We start from the raw sequence: 19,139 nt of genomic DNA, 5'->3' as shown, positions 1-19,139 counted from the left end.
CTACGCCGGCCTGATCGGACGCAAGGTCGGAACCGCCACCTACGGTGCCCGCGCCGTCGTCAGCTCCACCGGCACCGTTGGACTCCACCTGCAAAAGAACACCGACACACTCCTGAAAACAGCCACCTTCAGCGGCCTGACCTTCAACAATGGCGACAAACTCCAACTCAGGGTCCAAGTCACCGGCACCTCACCAACCACCATCCAAGCCAAAGTCTGGAAAACAGGCACCACCGAACCCGCCGCCTGGCAACTCACCACCACCGACACCACCACCGGACTCCAAAGCCCAGGAGCCATCGGCATATACACCTACCTCAGCACCACCGGCGCCCCCACCCCCATCACCGTCGCCATCGACAACCTCCAAGCAACAGGCACCGGCGGCTAGCGACACGCGCTGCCCACAGTTGCTGGAGAGCCTGTGGGCACGCGTTCGTGTCCACAGGCCTGGACATCGACACTTGAGCGTCCTGCCCATCTTTGTCCGAGTGACAATCATTGGTAGTCCCAACTCGGCCGGAGAGTGACCCACCGCAACCGTGCTTAATCCCGAAATGGTCATCCACGTCTGAAATTATCAGCCGCAGATGACCATTTTTGGGTTCTGGGACCGGGTTTGCCGCCGGTGCCATCGCACCACCACGCTCCAGCCTTACAGGCTGGCCGCCGTTGTTTCAAAGATGGCTTCCAACACTCCCTGCGCCCATTTCAGGACCTCGGCGTCAGCCAAGTCGCGGCCGCCAATGCGCGCCGTCTTGGGCTTGGGGATGAGCACGGCATTGAGCGCAGGCTTCACCAAGGAGCCCGGGTACATGCGCGTCAGTCGCATCTCCTTAGATTCGGGCAGTGCCGCCGGGGCGAACTTGATGAAGTTCCCCTGCAACGCAACATCTGTGAGCCCTGCAGCACGGGCCAGCACCTTGAAGTGCGCCACGGCAATGAGGTTGACGGCCGCCGGCGGCAGTTCTCCGTACCTGTCAATGAGTTCAGCCTGAACTTCGGCAATACCGTCCAACGTGAGCGCAGCTGCCAGCTTGCGGTAGGCCTCCAGGCGCAGCCGCTCCCCCGGCACGTAGTCGTGCGGCAGGTGGGCGTTGATGGGCAGCTCGATCTTCATCTCCGCAGCCCGCTCCTCACCATCGCCGCGGAATTCAGCCACTGCCTCGCCCACCAGGCGGATGTACAAATCGAAGCCAACACCCTGGATGTGCCCGGACTGCTCCCCACCGAGCAAGTTACCAGCCCCGCGAATTTCAAGGTCCTTCATGGCCAGGGCCATGCCAGCACCCAACTCGTTGTGGGCAGCCACGGCCTTCAGCCGCTCCAGCGCCACCTCACCCAGCGGCTTGTCCGGAGGGTACAAGAAGTAGGCGTAGGCGCGCTCACGGCCGCGGCCCACACGTCCGCGCAGCTGGTGCAGCTGGGACAGCCCGTAGTTGTTGGCTTGCTCCACAATCAGCGTGTTGGCGTTGGAAATATCCAGCCCGGTTTCAATGATGGTGGTGCACACCAGCACGTCGAAGCGCTTCTCCCAGAAATCAACAATGATCTGTTCCAGTTTTGACTCGCTCATTTGTCCGTGGGCCACTGCAACGCGGGCGTCCGGCACCAGCTGCTGGATGTGCGCCGCCGTGCGATCAATCGATTTAACTCGGTTGTGCACATAAAAAACCTGGCCTTCACGCATCAACTCGCGGCGGATGGCCGCCCCCACCTGCTTGTCGGAGTGGGCACCAACATACGTCAGCACGGGGTGGCGTTCCTCCGGCGGGGTCGCCAGAGTGGAGGTTTCGCGGATGCCGGTCATGGACATTTCAAGGGTGCGTGGAATGGGTGTGGCGCTCATGGCCAGCACGTCGACGTTGGTGCGCATCTTCTTCAGCGCTTCCTTGTGCTCAACACCGAAGCGCTGCTCTTCATCCACAATCACCAGGCCCAAATCTTTGAACGCGAAGTCCTTGGAGAGCAGGCGGTGCGTGCCAATCACAACATCCACCGTCCCGTTCCTCACACCTTCCACAATCTCCTTCGATTCCTTGGCGGTTTGGAAGCGTGAAAGCGGGCGCACCCGAATGGGGAAGCCTGAGAAGCGCTCATTGAACGTCTCGTAGTGCTGCTGCGCCAGCAACGTGGTGGGAACCAACAAGGCCACCTGCTTGCCATCTTGGACAGCCTTGAACGCGGCACGGACGGCGATCTCTGTCTTGCCGTAGCCCACATCGCCGGAGATCAGCCGGTCCATGGGAACTTCCTTCTCCATATCCGCCTTGACCTCATTGATGGCCACGAGCTGGTCCGGGGTCTCCACATACGGGAACGCTTCCTCCAGTTCGGCCTGCCAGGGCGTGTCCGGCCCGAACGCATGCCCGCGGCTGGCCATGCGTGCCGAATACAGCCGAATCAGGTCCGCGGCAATTTCCTTGACAGCCTTGCGCGCCTTGGATTTCGTCGCAGCCCAGTCAGAGCCGCCCATCTTGGACAAAGCCGGGGAGTCCCCGCCCACATAAGCCGTCACCTGGTCCAGCTGGTCGGTGGGCACGAACAGCCTGTCCCCGGGTGCCCCACGCTTGGACGGCGCATATTCCAGCACCAGGTACTCGCGCAGCCCGGCACCACCGCCGTTGGAGCTTGCAGATCCTCCGGCCACCTTGCGCTGAATCAGCTCCACGAACTTGCCCACGCCGTGCTGCTCGTGAACCACATAGTCCCCCGCCGCCAACTGCAGAGGGTCCACGGCGTTGCGCCGTTTAGAGGGCATCTTGCGCATGTCCCTCGTGGACACGGCCGACGCCCGCCCCAGCAGGTCAGCTTCCGTCAGCAGCCCCAACTTCAGCGAGTCGAACACAAAGCCACGGCCGGTGTCCGCTGTCGTGACTTCGATGATGCCCGGCTCGGGCTCGTGGTCCAGTGATTCCACGCGCGACGCCGGAATGTTGGCTTCGTGGAACAGCTCGGCCAGGCGCTGCGCCGGGCCGGGGCCTTCGGTGGCTACCACCACGCGCCACTGGTCCTTGATGCGCGAACCGATGAATTCCATCATTTCCGCCACGTCTCCGCGGTACCCGCGGGGTTCGCGGGCGTGCAGGTTCAACACGTCGGTGCCGGTGTCCAGCTCTTCGTCCTGCGCCAGGGAGCTCAGCGTCCACCAGCTCACCCCGACATCCAAGGCGCCTTCCCGGGTCTGGGCCAGCGATTTAAAGCCAGCGGAGGACAAGTCGACGCTGCCGCCTAAGACACTGGCCGAGGCCAAATCCAACGGTGCGGTGCCGCCGTCGGACGCCGTGGACCAGGCTGCTTCAAGAAATTCCTCGTTGGTGGATTCCAGATCGTGGGCACGCGCACTGACCTTTTCCGGGTCCAGCACGATCACGATGGAACCGGCGGGCAGCAGCGAAGTCATGGGTACCATCCCGTCCACCAGGGCCGGGGCCAGCGACTCCATGCCCTCAACGGCGATCCCGCCGGCAATCTTTTCCAGCATGCCCGCGGCGGCAGGCATCGAATCCTTCAGCTTGGCGGCCCGGCTCATCACGGTGGGGGTGATGAGAATTTCCCGGCACGGCGGTGCATACAGTTCAGCGGGGTGGGCAATGGTGCTGGTGACACTCGTCAGCGTGCGCTGGTCGGCGATGCTGAACCAGCGCATGGCCTCCACTTCATCGCCAAAGAACTCGATGCGGACAGGATGGTTTTCGGTGGGTGAAAACACGTCGAGGATGCCGCCGCGCACGGCAAACTCGCCGCGGCGCGTGACCATGTCCACGCGGGCGTAGGCGGCGTCGGCCAGCCGCTTGATCAGTTCGGTGAACGCGATTTCCTCACCGACTCTCACGCGCACCGGAACCAGTTCGCCCAGGCCGGCCACGAGCGGTTGCACCACGGCGCGGATGGGCGCGACGACGACGCGCAGGCCGGTCCCGGCGTCGAACTCGGGATGGGCAAGACGGCGCAGCACGGCCAAGCGGCGGCCTACGGTGTCCGAACGCGGGGAAAGGCGCTCGTGCGGGAGGGTTTCCCAGCTGGGGAATTCCGCGACGGCCGCATCCGGCAGGTAGGAGCGTAGTGCGGCCACGGTGTCCTCGGCTTCGCGGCCCGTGGCCGTCACAGCCAGCACCACTCCGGAGCGGCCGGCAGCATTAGCACTGGAGGCGATGTGTTCCGCGGCCTCGGCCAACCCGTCCGCGGCCTCGGCCAACAGCACCGCGCGCATGCCAGCCGGGGCGCTGAAGGCGACGTCGGCGCTGCGGCTGGCCGGATCAGCGGCAGCAAAAGTGCGAACCCGGGCGAAGCTTGGATCCTGTGACAGCGCTGACCGCAACCCTGCAAGACTCATGGGTGATTTTCTCCTTGGCGTGAGCGTGGCCGCCGTTAAAGTGTTTGGAATGCCGTGCCGTTTGCAGCACGAAGGCCCAGAAGTTCGCTGGGAAGCTTCCAGAACCATTCCATCTTACTCGTGGCTGGCGGGCCTTGCTATCCTAGGAGCTGCCCGAAACACACCGCCCCCCATACTTGGAGGAATCATGGCGCTTGCCGCCTCAACGACGCTTTCGGCCCCGGCCCAGAGCGTGACGGATGTCTTTACCAATGCCGACTTCGTCAAGCATGTCAGTGAACAAGTGGGCGGGGAACTCAAATCCTTCACCATCAGTGGCCCCACCACGGCTGCCTTCACCACCCAGACTGTGCGTACGCTGCCCACCACGCGGATGCCTGACATTGTGAAGAATTTTATCGGCACCACGCTGACCGTCACCCAGAACGAATCCTGGAGCGCACCTGCCGCGGACGGTTCCCGCACCAACTCGATCAAGCTCACGGTGGCCAAGGCTCCGATTGCTGTCAGTGCAGTGCAAAAGTTGACGGCTGACGGCCAATCCACGTTGGTTGCGCTGACGGGCCAGGTCACTTCTGGAGTGCCGTTCCTTGGCGAAAAGATCGCCTCCGCGGCCGAGCCTGTCATTGGCCGGGCACTGAACCTGCAGGCAACGCTCGCTCAGGAATGGCTTAATACACACTAAGCGCCGGGCGGGCGCATCCAGCGCCGGACACACGTGCCCGCCTTGTTCACCTACTTCGCAGACTTCGTCGCCAACAGCTGCTGAACTTGGGTGTTGGAGAACATTGTCCACGCGGATGACGGGGAGCCCTGCAGTGCTGCGAGCGGGCTTTCTTCACGGTTCCACCACTTGGCTTCAAAGATGCGCCCGTTGAACATAACCCGCTGCCCCTGGAGGTAGGTTTTGTCCGCGGACCACAACGCATACGTCCCCGCAGGCGCCGTCACCTGCGCTGCTGGCTTGTCGCCGGGAAGCACGGGGCCAATCAACTGCCATGGCGTTCGTCCGTCCGTGGCCACCGGGTTGTCCGGCACTTCGTCCTGTGTCCACCATTTGGCGGCGTAGACATTGCCGTGCCACACAATCCTGTCCCCTTCTACATAGACTGCCAGACCGCTCCAGATGGGGTACGGGCTGGTTGCGGGGTTGTCCGCAGGCAGCGTGGCTTGTGCGGAAGCCTGCACAGACGCGCTGGGCGATGCCTCTGCCTGCGGAGTTTTCAACCCTTCGCCGAGCAGTGTTGAAAAAAGCTGTCCCTTCTGGTCCACCCCGCTGCACGCGTCGGAGACACGGGTCAGGTCGGGGTAGTTTGGCCCGCACGTGGCATCGCGGTTCAGGGACCACATGGAAACCCGGCCAACGCCCTTGGCGACCGCAAAATCATGGAGCCCGACGGCATCCTCCAGCGTGAAAATCTCATCTGCCACATCGTTTTGGCCGATCATCGGGGTCAGGCCGATCTTTCGCCACAGGGAGTCGGAGCCAATATCCTGCCCGTGGGCCTTGTACAGTGCGTCCAGCTGTCCATGGGTGGCCTGGGCAGCGGCCGTGGAGGCCTGCAGCATGGTGGTGCCTGCTGCCTTGCTGCCGCCAAAATCCATGGTCATGAGATTGACCCCGGCAAGGTCCACGTTCGCATCAAGCATGGCGGCCACGGCGGCCGTTCCCTCAGCGGTCAGTCCGGTGGGGGCAACCGGCAGCGTCAGCCACACGGACAGTGGCTTTTTCGCCGCAAGGCGTTCAGACTGCAGCCCTGCAACAGCCAGGGCACGGCGTTTTAGCGCAGTTGAGTCGGCCAGTCCCGCACCTTCCAAATCCAGATCAATCGTGGAGAGGTTGTAACGTTCCACAACTGAGGCGTAGGCATCACGCAATTGATCAACGTTGGTGCATGTCAGCGCAAGTTCATCATTGGCCTGGCCTCCAAAAGACACAGAAACCGAGCCGCCTTGCTGCAGCAGCCGGGCTATGCGCCTATCCAGGTCAAGTTCCTGCCCCGCAGCCTGGTCCATGGAGTAGAAAGTGCCCCAGCTCGGTTCGCACGGGTTGTCCTTGGCTGCCACTATAAAGGAAAGGACCACGGATTTGCCCGCGTCGGATACTGGCGATTCAAAGCCGTAGGCAGGAGTGGCAGTAACGTCGACATAGCCAGCAAAAATGGCCGGCTCCGCGGACGCGGCCTGCGCATCGTTGTACCGGCCCCAGCCGATATAGGCCCCTGCCGCCAGCAGGGCCACCACCGCAGCTAAAAGGGTGAGCCGGAATAATGAAAGCTTGCGCCCTGGAAACCGGTGAGACACGTGAACCCCAATCAGTGCGTTGATGCTAAAGAGACCTGCAGCCGCAAAGGGCCGGATTGTACTATCCTAAGTGTACTAACCTGCCTCCGGTGACTGGTCTCAATGCTCTGCCCGGGCGTCGGTCTTCACTGTGCGCGCCCGCGCACGTTTAAGTTGTACGGGGGATGGATGTCCGAGGTGCTTGTCGCGGCAGCGGAAAATGATGCAGTCCACCAAAGGATGCCTCGGGCCGGCGGGCTCCATGCAGCTGTTGCAAAGGCAGGCCCGCGCCGGCAGTGGGGATCTGAGAAACGCTCGGAGCCGCTCTCGATCGTCCACCCGAAACCCTCTGGACGCAAGATCACACTGGGACGTCTGGCCATCGTCGTCACCATATCAGCCTGGCTGCTGTACCTTTTCACCACCATCGTCAGGCAGTTTGCGGACAACCCCAACGCTGGGTTCCGTTTCCAGATGGAAGCCCTTTCATACGTGCTGGTGGTGACATTCTTGACATTTTCGGCTCTGATGTACCTTGTGGCCCGCCAAGGTGCACTCTACCGTTTCCGCGACCACAAACGTGTTCCCCGTGGTGAACTGGACCGCCACTTTGCCGCATATCAGGAGGGCATCACCGTTCTGGTCCCATCCTACGCCGAGGAAGTGGCGGTGGTGCGGGCAACCTTATGGTCTGCGGCTTTGCAGGAATTTCCCGATTTGAAAGTGGTGCTCCTGCTCGATGACCCGCCCGCCCCCAGGGATCCCGAGGTGGCCGCAAAACTCGACGCCACCCGTGGACTGGCACGGGAGATATCTGAAGCACTTGTTGCTCCGGCGGCGCGGGTGAACGCCGCCTTGGCGGCGTTCCGCAGCCGGAACGCAGAGACAGGCCCGGTGCCGGCTGCAGAAGTGGATGCCCTCATGGGCGAATACGACTTTGCCGCCAGCTGGCTGGAGGACATGGCCGAGGCTGAGGTGGTGGAGGACCACGTGGACGAATTTTTCGTTGACTTGGTGCTGATGGGCCTGGCCCGGGAACTCCGGCTGGTCCTGCTGGCACTGGGCGCAGCCCTGGCACAGTCAACCGGACCGGACCGGGCCCGTGTTGAGCAGCTTTACCTTCGTCTGACCTGGATCTTCAATGTCAAGACTGATTACTTTGAACGAAAGGCTTACGCCAGCCTCTCCCATGAGGCCAACAAGGCCATGAACCTCAACGCCTACATCTCCTTGATGGGCGGACGCTGGCAGCACGAGGTTACCGACGGCAACGTAGTGCTGCGCCGCCGCGCTGACGACGACGCCGGAGATGCGGGCGATCTCAACGTCCCGGACACGGCCTACCTACTGACCCTTGACGCGGACTCGCTGCTTCTACGCGACTATTGCCTGCGCCTGGTCTACTTTTTGGAATCGGCCGGTAACGAGCGCGTGGCAGTGGCGCAAACCCCCTATTCTTCTTTCCGGGGCGCCCCGACACGCATTGAGCGAATTGCCGGCGCCAGCACCGACATCCAGCACATCCTCCACCAGGGCATGACCTACTACGGGGCTACCTTCTGGGTGGGTGCCAACGCGGTGATCCGCAAGGTTGCCTTGGAAGACATTGTTGAAATCGAAACAGTAGGCGGCTTTGAAGTCCGCACCTACATCCAAGACAGGACTGTGATTGAAGACACTGAGTCCAGCGTGGACTTGGGTACGCACGGCTGGAGCCTTCTCAACTATCCCGAGCGGCTCAGTTACAGTGCCACTCCCCCGGATTTCGGTTCCTTGGTGGTGCAGCGGCGGCGGTGGGCCAATGGCGGGCTCTTGATCCTGCCCAAGCTGTGGAATCAGGTGCGTCGGCGCCGGCAGCGCCGGGAACCAATTCTTTTCCGTGAATTGCTGCTGCGGGTCAACTACATGTCTTCCATTGCCTGGGCCAGTTTTGGTCTGCTGTTTCTTCTGGCCTACCCCTACGACAGCCGGCTGCTCAGCCCTCTGGTTTTAGTCGCGGCCCTGCCGTACTTTCTAGCCATGGGAAGTGACCTTCGTGACTGCGGGCACCGTTTCAGTGATATTTTCCGCATCTACGGCTTTAATTTGGTTCTGCTGCCTGTCAACCTTGCCGGTGTGCTCAAGTCCCTCCAACAGGCTTTTACCGGTGAGAAAATTCCTTTCGTACGCACGCCCAAAGTCAAGAACCGCACAGCCGCACCTGCCCTCTACGTCCTCGTCCCCTACCTGATCGTGGCCTTCTCGCTGTTCACGTTGTGGCGTGACACCATGGTCGGCAACTGGGGCAATGCCGCGTTCGCCGTTTTCAATGCCGTCTTGGCCGCCTTCGCAATCCGTGCTTACATTGGGCTGGGAAATTCCGTGGTTGACCTCAGCCTGGGAGCGCTTAACTGGCTCTACGTCAAGCCACGGGTCCGTCCGGTCGCTGAAACTGTCGTAGTGCCCAAGACTGAGAAGGAAATTGACTGGCAGGCCCTGCTCTACCACGGTGACAGGCGACTGAACCGCGACTTGCGAGGCGGGAGCGACCGGCGGCGGCGGGTGTCCCAACGATGACGGGCTCGGCGCTGGATGGCCAGCTTGGAGGCAGAAAACCGGTCATCAGCGACGGCGGAATCACCGTCTGGCTCAGAGAAGACGGCATCATGCATGTCAAACTTCCCGAAAACGCCGCCATCGCAGGCCGCCATGCGGCCGCCGCAGCCGAAACCGTCAGGGTAGTTGCCGCCGGTAACCGCTACCCGCTCCTGTTGGACGTGGCCCAGGTAAAATCCGTCAGCCGAAACGCCCGCCGCGTCTACGGCCATCCGGATACCGTCACGGCCTACGCTCTGCTGGGCAGCGGCCCCGTTGACCGTGTCCTGTCGCACTACTTTCTCGGGGCTGGCCCGCCGCACGTGCCAGCCCAATTCTTCGAGTCAGAGGACCAGGCCGTGCAATGGTTGGGAGCGTACGTTGAGGGCAGTTGACCACCCGGACACCCGCCTGGCCCAGCTCGTGGAGGGCATAGTAAAAATTGCCGACGGCGAGTTGAGCACACGCATCCCCGCCTCCCCGGCCCGGGACGAACTTGACGCAGTGATTGCCGGTTTCAACCTGATGGCGGGGGAACTCGCGGCAGCACAAGCCGAGCTGGAGGTCCGCGTAACGACCCGCACCGGCATGCTCATGGATGCCCTTCGCAAGATGGAGCTGATGGCTCTCACCGACCCGCTGACCCAGCTCCGGAACCGGTCTGCCTTGGAGACAGTCCTTGAATCCAGTCTGGCCACCACAGCCGTCAATGGCGCCCCGGCGGTCCTGCTGCTAGATCTGGATTCGTTTAAGGAAATCAACGACTCTTTGGGACACGGTGCAGGTGACACCGTGCTGCAGATCGTGGCAGAGCGACTGCGCGGGTCTGTGCGCAAGCAGGATACTGTGGCCAGGCTGGGCGGGGACGAGTTTGCCATCGTCCTGCAGGACACCCCTGTGGAACGTGCCAGAGTCGTCGCGACGCGGATCGTAAGTGCGTTGGCCCACCCCATGCGCGTCGAGGACACTTCACTGACCGTATCAGCCAGCGTGGGCGTCGCAATTCCCAAGCAGGATGACTCTGCCGTTGACTTGGTCCTGTATGCGGACACTGCAATGTATGCTGCCAAAAAAGCGGCCAACTCCAAAGTGGCGGTGTTCAGCCCATCACTTCTCAGTACCCGGCAAATGCGCAGCACGCTGGCTGCCGAGCTCCGGAACGCCATCAGTAACCATGAAATGGTGCTCCATTACCAGCCCATCGTGGAAGTGGCGACCGGCAGGCTGATTGGTGTCGAGGCGCTCATCAGATGGCAGCATCCCCAACGTGGACTGCTGATGCCGGACAACTTCATTGACCTCGCCGAGGAAATAGGTGCCATGCCCGCAATGGCTGTATGGGTGCTGGAAACTGCGCTGGGATGCCTGCGCCGGTGGCAGCAAACACTTCCTCTTGATCCGCGGTTCACAATGCGGGTGAACATATCAGCCACACAACTGCAACGCCCGGAACTGCTCGATGACGTCCAGCGCATCTTGATCATGAAAGACATCGATCCGCGGGACCTCGTGCTGGAACTCACCGAATATTCCATGGTCACCGGCAACGAATGGGAACTCTATTCATTACGGGGACTGCGCCAGCTGGGCGTGGGTTTGTCGATTGATGACTTCGGTACCGGATATTCCTCCATTAGCTACCTGCGTACCCTTCCGGTGGACGGCGTCAAGCTGGACAAGTCCTTGTTGGGCGACACGTCAGAGACGGCCACCCAACGCCCGTTCATTGCGGCTGTCCTACAACTCATCAGGTCCTGCAAGCTCTCGGCCACCTTTGAAGGCGTGGAGACCTGGGAGCAAGCAAGAATGCTGGCAGAACTGGGCTGCGACGCCGGTCAAGGCTACTATTTCAGTCGGCCCGTTCCGGCCTCCGGTATCAACGCCGCCTTGCTAGAGGACCTCCTCACGGCACCGTGGCGTACCCCGGGGATATCCTCCACCACGGGCCTCACGCTCAACGTGGCTGCATACCCCGAGGAACCCGTTTCGAGATAAGACCATACGATTGCAATACCATGCCCGACCAAGCACGCGGAATATATACGCTATTCTTGAAAGGCTATTTATTTACATACAGGTCTCGTGTCGCCAAAGTCGGGTGTCGTGGCACACAATGTGGTCCGGGGGGACAAAATGCAGCAAGAATTACAAAAGAGTGCTGGAAACGCGACACTGGTTTCCAACGCCAGTGGCCGGGCAGCGGCACTTGAACAGATCGCACCGAATCTGTCGGACTGCCGCGAAGCGGCCACCCAGTCGTTTAACGACATCCTTGACATATGCGATTCCCTAAGTATCAAAATCGCGCACTACACCATTCTCCACTCCGTCCTGAACCATTCCACCGGAGCCGAAGATGCCGAGGCCGAGGAAGCACTTGATTGGATGCAAACGGCGCTCGAGGACATCGCGGCAACCCTTCGGGGAATCTCCGAATATCCCTAGATTACTTGTTTCGAAGGATTAGGATGCTTCGGCGGTCAGTGTCCGGCGCCTACTTGCGTTCAACCTCACTCATCAAATCACCGCAAAATGGCAATGAACGTCATAATCCCCAGATTGAAAATCCATCCGTGAAAATCCATCGCGCCGTCGTTTAGGGCGTACTATTATCTTCGCAGTGGCCTGTTATTTTTGTGGTGCACATTGATCACACATTATCGGAGGGAGAGTCAGCGGATCATGAACTATTCCTCCTGGGCGTTGGTGTCGCTGGAGTCTTTGCTGGCCCTCGAGGAATCACTCGACGGTGAAAGAGCCCTCTCCCGCGGTTTTGTCGGGCGGTATGTTGAGATGTGGCCAGCTCGGCATGCCCGCCTTTGCGACGCTTTGTCGGAGGGCAATTGGGGCGCAGCCACGGAGTCGGCCTTGAGCCTATTTTCCTCCAGCGCTATGGTAGGCGCCGACCGGTTGGGTCAGATGGCCGGGGACCTGGTAGAACTCCTTAGGCAGGAACGGCACACACAGGCCGCATCGATCATTGTGCCGTTGGGTGTGTGTGGGAATGAAACGGTGGAGCAACTCCTCGAGCGCTACGTGCGGCAGCCCGCCTAAATCCGCACCAGCCTCATGCTGACATCCTGCCTAGGCCGCCGGGCAACGTTTTGACGCTTTCCTAGCGTAGCCGTCCTTCGTCAGGGGCATCCGGCCTGCACCTGCTGAAATCACCGGTGATTTTAGAAAATGAAATCTATTTCAGCTCGACGGGTGCCTAGTGGATACGTCCTAGGACTCTGCTGGCGGCACCGTGGAAAGCTCCATCGCGGCCGCGCGCAAACGGGCTAAAACAGCGTCGGCCCGAGACCGCAGCTCTCTGGGGCGAAATGGCTTGCCCATGTATTCGTCAACCCCGGCTTCCTTGCCGGTTAGCAGGTCCTGAGGGTCTGTTCTGGCTGTCAACATAATGACATGTGCGTCACTGAACTGCCGGATCCGTTCGGTAACCTCAAAACCGTCAATATCCGGCAATCCCACGTCAATGGTGACGAGGGCGGGGTTATGGCTGCGCACAAGGTTCACACCGCCTACGCCCATTTCCGTGGCATGGACGTCATATCCCGACTGACACAAAATCATGCAAACCAATTCCCGGATGTCCTGGTCATCTTCAATTACGACGGCAATCCGTTCATGTGCCATGTCTACCCCTGTTGTCCTTCTGTGTTCCCAAGTAGTCCATCAACGTCGAGGATGGCGTTCGTTATCATGCATCCCTTGACATTATGTCAGCATCCAAAGCAACACCTTAATTCACCCACATTTGTAAGACCGAGAGGGGTCTGGTATGAGGAATCTCGTCATTACAACGAATGCAGTGCCTAAACCACTACCTGTCCCGCTGATCATGACTGTCTTCGCCATTGCCGCGGGTGCCGTCGTTGTCGACATCGACAATAACTACCGGCTCGGCGCATTGGTTGCGGATTGGGCAGGTGCTGGATAATTTGGACTCAGGGATGGCTGACGCGGCACCAAAGCCCAAGGCACGCTAAACTGATCGTCAGGTGCGCCGGGAAGTCTGGTCGGCAATGTCATTGCCGAACCCAATTGTTCCCAGAACATTGCCGAAAGTTAGAAGGCACAAGCCCATGGCCCTGAATTCACCCCGCAAAATCTTCTCCCGAGGTAGCTATACCGAATCGATCCGCATTGGCGAGATCCTTCGCTCTGAAACTGTTGGCGGTGCACTGCTACTCGCGGCGACAGTTCTGGCGCTGGTCTGGGCTAACTCCCCATGGGCCGACGGCTACTTCGGCCTCCGCGACTTCAAGATCGGCCCGGAGTCCCTCCACCTGAACCTGAGTCTGGGCACGTGGGCGGCCGACGGCCTACTGGCCATCTTCTTCTTTGTTGCTGGTCTTGAGCTCAAACGTGAATTTGTGGCCGGCGACCTACGCAATCCAGCCCGGGCAGTTGTCCCCATTGCTGCCGCCTTCGGCGGCGTCATTGTCCCCGCACTGATCTTCGTGGCTGTAAACATTTCCGCAGGTTCTGAGGTGCTCAGAGGTTGGGCCATCCCCACTGCAACCGACATTGCCTTCGCACTGGCTGTACTGGCCGTCATTAGCACCCACCTGCCCAGCGCGCTGCGCACCTTCCTTCTGACACTGGCTGTGGTGGACGACCTCATTGCCATCGCCATCATCGCCGTTTTCTACCCCGGCGAAATGCACTTCCAGTACCTGGCACTGGCGGTCCTGCCTTTACTGGTCTTCACCTGGTTGGTGCAAAAGCGCATCCGCGCCTGGTACCTGCTCATTCCGCTTGCCGCCGCCACGTGGGTACTCGTGCACGCCTCGGGCGTGCACGCCACGGTGGCCGGCGTGCTTCTCGGTTTCGCGGTGCCCGTGATCCGCAGTGCCAAGCATGGGGGCCCTGAAGCCGGGCCGGGGCTTGCCGAACATTTTGAACACATCATGCGCCCCGTGTCCGCAGGGCTTGCCGTGCCCATTTTCGCCTTCTTCTCCGCCGGTGTCGCACTGGGCGGCCTGGCCGGGCTCAAGAGCGCGTTCACCGACACCGTCGCCATTGGCATCGTCCTGGCCCTTGTGGTGGGCAAGTTCATCGGCGTCCTCGGCTCCACTTGGATAGTCACCAAAACCACCAAGGCAGAGCTCGACGACGGGCTGGCCTGGGTGGATGTCATGGGCCTGGCACTCCTGGCGGGCGTGGGCTTCACCGTCTCCTTGCTGATCAGCGAGCTCAGTTTTGGCGACGACGCACCGCACTACAGCCATGCAAAAGTTGCCATCCTGGGCGGGTCGGTCATCGCTGCCCTCTTGGCAACGGTAGTGTTGCGCCTGCGCAACAAGCACTACCGCCAGCTCGCTGCAATAGAGAGCGAAGATGCCGACGGCGACGGCATTCCAGACGTGTACCAGCAGTAGTCTGCACGCAAACAGCTGGTCCACACATCTTCACATCAGTGACACCATCTGCGCTGCCGTGCAACACCATTCAACGATGAGAGAAAACATGACTCAGACCGGTTCACCGGATTCATCTGGTACCCAGTTTTATCAGCCGCGCGGCCTGCGGAAGCGTGTCTTTTTGACCCAACTGCCCCTGTCGCTTCTCATGGTCATAGCCATGGTCATTGCCATGGTGTTCTATCCACAGTCTTTCTTGCACCCCCTGTTCCTCGCTGCCCTGGCATTGCAGGCACTGCTGCTCCTTGCCGCCTTGGCTGTGCCCTGGAACAAGCTGCCCCGCGGCGCGTTCCTCATCATTCCCTACCTGGACTTTGTTGCGGTGGGCCTCTTTCGAGCGGGCAACCAGCAGTTCCTCACCGCTGTTGGATTGTTGATCTTCTTCCCAGTCTTTTGGCTGGCATCGGCGGGTCTGGCAAAACGCACAGCAATAGCGGTCAGCGTGACGGCAGCCCTCCTCATCGTGTGGCTTCCCGTCGTCACCTCCCCCGGAGGTTTCACGCTTGAAAAGCTGGCCCAGCCGCTGCTTTTCCCACTCGTTGTGCTAGCTTTTGCCAGCATTGTGGTTGCTGTGACCAATACCGTGAACGTCCAGGGAAAGGCGCTTGAGACCAAGGACCGCCAGTTGCGGGAAGCCCTGGCAGCAAGCCAACAGCACGAGCAGCTCATGGAAGCAGTGTTGGAAACAGTTCCCGTCGGGGTGGTGGTGGTGGATGCAGACGGCCATGACCTCCTGATGAACGCTGCACAAAGTGTCCTCCATGGCGCCGCCCTTCCTAGGGACATTGCCGATCCGGAAGAGAAGGATCTGCTCGTCTTTAACGCAGACTCCATCACTCCGGTAGCAGGCGAGGAACGCCCAGTGCGCAGGGCCATCCGGGGTGAGGTATTCAGCAATTATCAAGTCTGGCTGGGATCGGGGGAGAAAGCCCGGGCTGTTTCCACTGCGGCACGCACCATGAGGGACGAGCAGGGAAACGTCCGCGGAGCAGTGATCGCCTTCCATGACATCACGGACATGGTGGCTGCGTTGGACGCGAAGAAGGACTTTGTCTCCAATGTTTCCCACGAGTTTCGGACCCCTTTGACGTCCATCCAAGGCTATTTGGAGATGGTGTTGGAGGAGGCTGCGGAGTTGCCTGTGCATGTCCAAAAGTGTTTGGACATAGCCTTACGGAACGTTGAAAGGCTCAGTTCCTTGGTGACTGATCTGCTCACCACCGACTCGGTGACCCTCAATGTAGCCCGGGCGGATGTTGCCAAACTGGTCTCGGACAGTCTGGCATCAGCCGCTCCGGCCGCCGCCGCCAACAACGTAGTGCTGTCCAATCAGGTTCAGGCCCCTTTGGAAGCGTTCATCGATGCCCGCAGGGTGGGTCAGGTGCTGGATAATTTGGTGTCCAATGGTGTCAAGTACTCCCCCGACGGCGGGACGGTCACCGTTCGAGCCTGGGCACAAAACTCCGATTTGTGGTGCGAGGTTCGGGACACCGGAATCGGAATGAGCAGTGCGGAGCAAGCTGAGGCATTCACCAAGTTCTTCCGTGCCACGTCCGCCGTGCGGCGCTCTATTCCGGGGATAGGGCTGGGCTTGATGATTTCAAAGACCATCGTGGCGAAGCATGGTGGAACCATTGCCTTGCGCAGTGATCAAGGAGCGGGAACCTCCATTACTTTTGTGCTGCCAAGGAGTTTGGCCACCGTCACTGGAACCACAGAAAACATTCTTAGTGCTGAGCGTGTTTCTGAGGTCACGCCATGAGCAGGCGCACCGGCCCTTAGGAACAACAATGCAGCTGCAACACAAGAACGCCTCTCTGCGGTGCAGCAAAAATTACGAATGACTGTCTCTTTGGACCAAAGAACTGTCCATTTGGACTATTTATGCGAGCCCCCAGTTTGTTGCTGCAGATTTGGCCAGGATCTTTCCCTGTGCTGCAAGCACCGGCGGTGACACCACGCTGCAGCTAGCCATACACTTGGTTCTTGTGAACACTATGAGCCACAAGATGGCATTCATACTTGCGGTCGTGTATTTTGCCGCACTGGCGGGCATCTTGTTTTGGCCCTCCCCTGTGGACAGGCCCATTGACGGCGCCCTGATGCAACTCATCGAGTGGCTTCACAACCATGGGGTTCCCAAATGGTTCATTGGTTACCGCAAGATTGAATTTGCAGCTAACATCTTGTTGTTTGTTCCCTTTGGCATCGTTGTGGCTTTGCGCCTGCCCAGAAGATTGTGGTGGCTCGTTGTTCTCATCGCGGCCGCATCCTCCACTGCGGTGGAGCTGGCACAGGGCATTTTTCTGCCCGCCCGCGTACCTGCCTTGAGTGACGTCGTGGCCAATACTTCAGGTGCTTTCATCGGGGCGGTTTTAGTGCTCTCTGTGTGGTCGTTGCACCGGTGCCGGGTGTTGAAAAACACACAAAGGATCCAGCCAAAGGCCTGAAACAGGATTTCAGGGTGTCTGCGAAGTTCCAGGATGGCTAGCCCGGCGTCCCATGCCTGTATCTTGGGTTTTATGACTACACACCCCCCGTTTCGGATTCTCACCGTCTGCACGGGAAACATTTGCCGCTCCCCCATGGCGGAGCGGCTACTGCAAAATGAACTCAATATGCTGACGCCCGCGATCTTTGCTGTGGAGAGCGCCGGCACTGCCGCGATGGTTGGCTCCGCCATGGAGCCGACCATCGAAGGTTTTGTGAGGGCCTCTGGGGCATCCTCGGAAGGATTTTCCGCTCGCCAGCTCACCCGGGAGATCCTGGACAGGCAGGACCTGGTGCTAGCCCTGACCCGCGAGCACCGCAGCCGCATTGTTGAGCTGCGTCCGGCCTTGTTGAAAAAGACGTTCACCTTGCGTGAGTTGGCCAGGGTGCTGCCCACTATTGACGGCGCCCGTGGTGTCCACCCGGGAGAACGCTGGGAGAGGGCCATTCCGTTGGCCATGCGTGCCAGAACCATGCACAGGTCCGCTCCCGAGGATGACGACGTTGTAGACCCCTACCGCCGGGGAGACCAGGTCTTTGAGGCGATGCGCCAACAACTGGCGCCCGCTGTGCAGGCACTTGTCGAATGGGAGAAGACGCACGCATAAGCGTCCAACGTGCGGTCTGGAAATCACGACTCCTCAGGTCCTGCGACACCACCATTACCTAGATATGTAAACATCGGCGCACAAGAAGCAACGAGTACTTAACTTTCGAATTCCAAGTGGTGACCACTCTATTCATCCCTGATCACGGCCTCGTAGTCTCACTTGGAGAGAACTACATTTGATCCGGCCACAGAAGGCCGCGCCGAAGGGATGGGGCACAATTGGTAAGAAGGCGAAACGTTTGGTCCAAGATCAGGAGACGGGGCCGCTATCAAGGGCGGGGGGCACTCTGGGGCTACTTGATTCTTGGTCTTCTCGGCTCGGCAACTTTCGGAATGACTCTCTTTGCCTTCGCCCAAGGATGATTCTTCAAATTCACGGGGTGACCGGCTGAAGCAAGCTGCCGTTAGGGCATCTCTTCCTTCCGATCGCCTACCTTCATACCAGCCAATGGGTGGGCTACACAGAGACACAACGGCTACTGTTCTCCATAACGCACTAGTCACACCGTTGAATAAGTCCTCTAACGCTCACGCCTTGCGAAGTCAGATTCCATAATTGCTGCAGCATTCATTAGAGTTGCATGAATGCATATCAACACTTTCCGCGACTCCCCTGCACCCAACACCAATGATCTTGAAAATTTTGTGGCAGTGATCCCGGCTGGTGGTGTGGGCACCAGGTTGTGGCCTTTGTCGCGGGCGGCGGCACCCAAATTCCTGCATGACCTCACTGGCAGTGGCAGCACGCTGATCCGTGCCACCTACGACCGTCTGGAACCGCTCAGCGGAAGCAAGGTCATGCTCGTTACAGGGGATGCGCACCGGGAAGCAGTGTGCCGGCAGCTTCCCGAGATAGCGGATGAGAACCTCGTTCTCGAGACTGAGCCGAAGGATTCAGGAGCTGCGATTGGGCTTGCCGCAGCCATTTTGTTCCTGCGCGATCCGGACACCATCATGGGTTCCTTCGCAGCAGACCAGGTCATCAGCCCGGTGGAAAAATTCCAGGACGCCGTCCGTGAGGCCATCTACACGGCGGCCACGGGAAAGATCGTCACGATTGGTATCAAGCCCACCCACCCCTCGACGGGCTTTGGCTACATTCGCATGGGCGCACCCCTTGACGTGGAAGGCGCCCCGAGCGCACGGACCGTGGAGAAGTTCGTGGAAAAGCCCTCTGCGGAAATCGCCGAACAGTATCTTGCAAGCGGTGAATACAACTGGAATGCCGGAATGTTCGTCGCACCAGTGGAATTAATGCTGCGCCACCTGAAAGCCAACGAGCCGGTTCTTTATGAAGGACTCATGGAAATCGCGCTTGCTTGGGATACGCCGGAGTGGATCGCCGTGAAGAAGCGGGTCTGGCCCACGCTGCCGAAGATCGCCATTGACTACGCCGTGGCCGAGCCGGCAGCCGACG

Annotated in this window: 15 protein-coding genes and 1 pseudogene; 13 read left to right on the top strand and 3 right to left on the bottom strand. The window is 60.1% G+C overall.

All coding sequences use genetic code 11. From position 1 onward, the window contains the following. Positions 1–391 (top strand): annotated as a pseudogene (locus tag JMA46_RS15875) (PKD domain-containing protein); the annotation flags it as partial. A 264-nt stretch (positions 392–655) separates the two neighbouring features. Here the strand turns inward: JMA46_RS15875 and mfd are convergent. Beyond that, complete coding sequence (mfd, locus tag JMA46_RS15870) at positions 656–4,336, bottom strand: transcription-repair coupling factor (RefSeq protein ID WP_207346318.1); 3,681 nt, start codon at positions 4,334–4,336, stop codon at positions 656–658. Between the two features lie 187 nt (positions 4,337–4,523). Here mfd and JMA46_RS15865 point away from each other — a divergent pair, with 187 nt between their 5' ends. Continuing rightward, a complete protein-coding gene (locus JMA46_RS15865) occupies positions 4,524–5,021 on the top strand; it encodes a DUF2505 domain-containing protein (RefSeq protein ID WP_207346317.1) in 498 nt (165 codons plus the stop codon). A 50-nt stretch (positions 5,022–5,071) separates the two neighbouring features. On the opposite strand, the gene JMA46_RS15860 is transcribed toward JMA46_RS15865, so the two are convergent. Continuing rightward, the gene (locus JMA46_RS15860; RefSeq protein WP_207346316.1) at positions 5,072–6,640 is read right to left on the bottom strand and encodes a carbohydrate-binding protein; all 1,569 of its coding nucleotides are present in this window, start codon (positions 6,638–6,640) and stop codon (positions 5,072–5,074) included. Positions 6,641–6,859: 219 nt separating this feature from the next. Here JMA46_RS15860 and JMA46_RS15855 point away from each other — a divergent pair, with 219 nt between their 5' ends. From JMA46_RS15855 to JMA46_RS15835, 5 genes are all read left to right on the top strand, one after another. Beyond that, the gene (locus JMA46_RS15855; protein WP_207346319.1) at positions 6,860–9,175 is read left to right on the top strand and encodes a glycosyltransferase family 2 protein; all 2,316 of its coding nucleotides are present in this window, start codon (positions 6,860–6,862) and stop codon (positions 9,173–9,175) included. Beyond that, positions 9,172–9,588: an STAS/SEC14 domain-containing protein gene (locus JMA46_RS15850; protein WP_207346315.1), complete on the top strand. Its 417-nt coding sequence runs from the start codon at positions 9,172–9,174 to the stop codon at positions 9,586–9,588. The genes JMA46_RS15855 and JMA46_RS15850 overlap by 4 nt, the downstream gene beginning before the upstream one ends. Further along, on the top strand, positions 9,575–11,188 hold the full coding sequence (locus tag JMA46_RS15845) for an EAL domain-containing protein (RefSeq protein WP_207346314.1): 1,614 nt from the start codon (positions 9,575–9,577) through the stop codon (positions 11,186–11,188). Before JMA46_RS15850 ends, JMA46_RS15845 begins: the two co-directional genes overlap by 14 nt. Positions 11,189–11,296: 108 nt before the next feature. Next, a complete protein-coding gene (locus JMA46_RS15840) occupies positions 11,297–11,638 on the top strand; it encodes a hypothetical protein (protein WP_207346313.1) in 342 nt (113 codons plus the stop codon). 237 nt (positions 11,639–11,875) lie between these two features. Continuing rightward, the gene (locus JMA46_RS15835; protein WP_207346312.1) at positions 11,876–12,247 is read left to right on the top strand and encodes an Hpt domain-containing protein; all 372 of its coding nucleotides are present in this window, start codon (positions 11,876–11,878) and stop codon (positions 12,245–12,247) included. A gap of 171 nt (positions 12,248–12,418) precedes the next feature. Here JMA46_RS15835 and JMA46_RS15830 read toward each other — a convergent pair whose 3' ends face one another. Further along, complete coding sequence (locus JMA46_RS15830) at positions 12,419–12,832, bottom strand: response regulator (protein WP_207346311.1); 414 nt, start codon at positions 12,830–12,832, stop codon at positions 12,419–12,421. 175 nt (positions 12,833–13,007) lie between these two features. Between JMA46_RS15830 and JMA46_RS17520 the strand changes: the two genes are divergently transcribed. The 6 genes from JMA46_RS17520 to JMA46_RS15805 all read left to right on the top strand — a co-directional run. Then, the gene (locus JMA46_RS17520) at positions 13,008–13,136 is read left to right on the top strand and encodes a hypothetical protein (RefSeq protein ID WP_282099619.1); all 129 of its coding nucleotides are present in this window, start codon (positions 13,008–13,010) and stop codon (positions 13,134–13,136) included. 145 nt (positions 13,137–13,281) lie between these two features. Beyond that, positions 13,282–14,580: a Na+/H+ antiporter NhaA gene (gene nhaA / locus JMA46_RS15825; protein WP_207346310.1), complete on the top strand. Its 1,299-nt coding sequence runs from the start codon at positions 13,282–13,284 to the stop codon at positions 14,578–14,580. A gap of 88 nt (positions 14,581–14,668) precedes the next feature. Continuing rightward, entirely contained in the window at positions 14,669–16,384 is a 1,716-nt protein-coding gene (locus JMA46_RS15820; RefSeq protein WP_207346309.1) for an ATP-binding protein, read from the top strand. Positions 16,385–16,619: 235 nt separating this feature from the next. After that, the gene (locus JMA46_RS15815) at positions 16,620–17,072 is read left to right on the top strand and encodes a VanZ family protein (RefSeq protein ID WP_247647374.1); all 453 of its coding nucleotides are present in this window, start codon (positions 16,620–16,622) and stop codon (positions 17,070–17,072) included. A 72-nt stretch (positions 17,073–17,144) separates the two neighbouring features. Then, positions 17,145–17,720, top strand: a complete 576-nt coding sequence (locus tag JMA46_RS15810; protein WP_207346307.1) for a low molecular weight phosphatase family protein — start codon at positions 17,145–17,147, stop codon at positions 17,718–17,720. Positions 17,721–18,307: 587 nt separating this feature from the next. Further along, the coding region (locus JMA46_RS15805; protein WP_207346306.1) for a sugar phosphate nucleotidyltransferase at positions 18,308–19,139 on the top strand (832 nt) is incomplete at its 3' end.

The sequence above is a fragment of the Arthrobacter sp. E3 genome, assembly GCF_017353415.1.
In the GTDB taxonomy this organism is placed as follows: domain Bacteria; phylum Actinomycetota; class Actinomycetes; order Actinomycetales; family Micrococcaceae; genus Specibacter.
The sequence above is the reverse complement of the archived record's forward strand: the minus strand, read 5'-3'. Positions and strand labels throughout refer to the sequence as shown.

Coding starts and splice junctions, on each gene's coding strand:
- mfd (WP_207346318.1), bottom strand. CDS start 4,336: ATGAGTCTTGCAGGGTTGCGGTCAGCGCTGTCACAGGATCCAAGCTTC.
- JMA46_RS15850 (WP_207346315.1), top strand. CDS start 9,172: ATGACGGGCTCGGCGCTGGATGGCCAGCTTGGAGGCAGAAAACCGGTC.
- JMA46_RS15810 (WP_207346307.1), top strand. CDS start 17,145: ATGACTACACACCCCCCGTTTCGGATTCTCACCGTCTGCACGGGAAAC.
- JMA46_RS15835 (WP_207346312.1), top strand. CDS start 11,876: ATGAACTATTCCTCCTGGGCGTTGGTGTCGCTGGAGTCTTTGCTGGCC.
- JMA46_RS15820 (WP_207346309.1), top strand. CDS start 14,669: ATGACTCAGACCGGTTCACCGGATTCATCTGGTACCCAGTTTTATCAG.
- JMA46_RS15855 (WP_207346319.1), top strand. CDS start 6,860: ATGCCTCGGGCCGGCGGGCTCCATGCAGCTGTTGCAAAGGCAGGCCCG.
- JMA46_RS15865 (WP_207346317.1), top strand. CDS start 4,524: ATGGCGCTTGCCGCCTCAACGACGCTTTCGGCCCCGGCCCAGAGCGTG.
- nhaA (WP_207346310.1), top strand. CDS start 13,282: ATGGCCCTGAATTCACCCCGCAAAATCTTCTCCCGAGGTAGCTATACC.
- JMA46_RS15815 (WP_247647374.1), top strand. CDS start 16,620: ATGAGCCACAAGATGGCATTCATACTTGCGGTCGTGTATTTTGCCGCA.
- JMA46_RS15830 (WP_207346311.1), bottom strand. CDS start 12,832: ATGGCACATGAACGGATTGCCGTCGTAATTGAAGATGACCAGGACATC.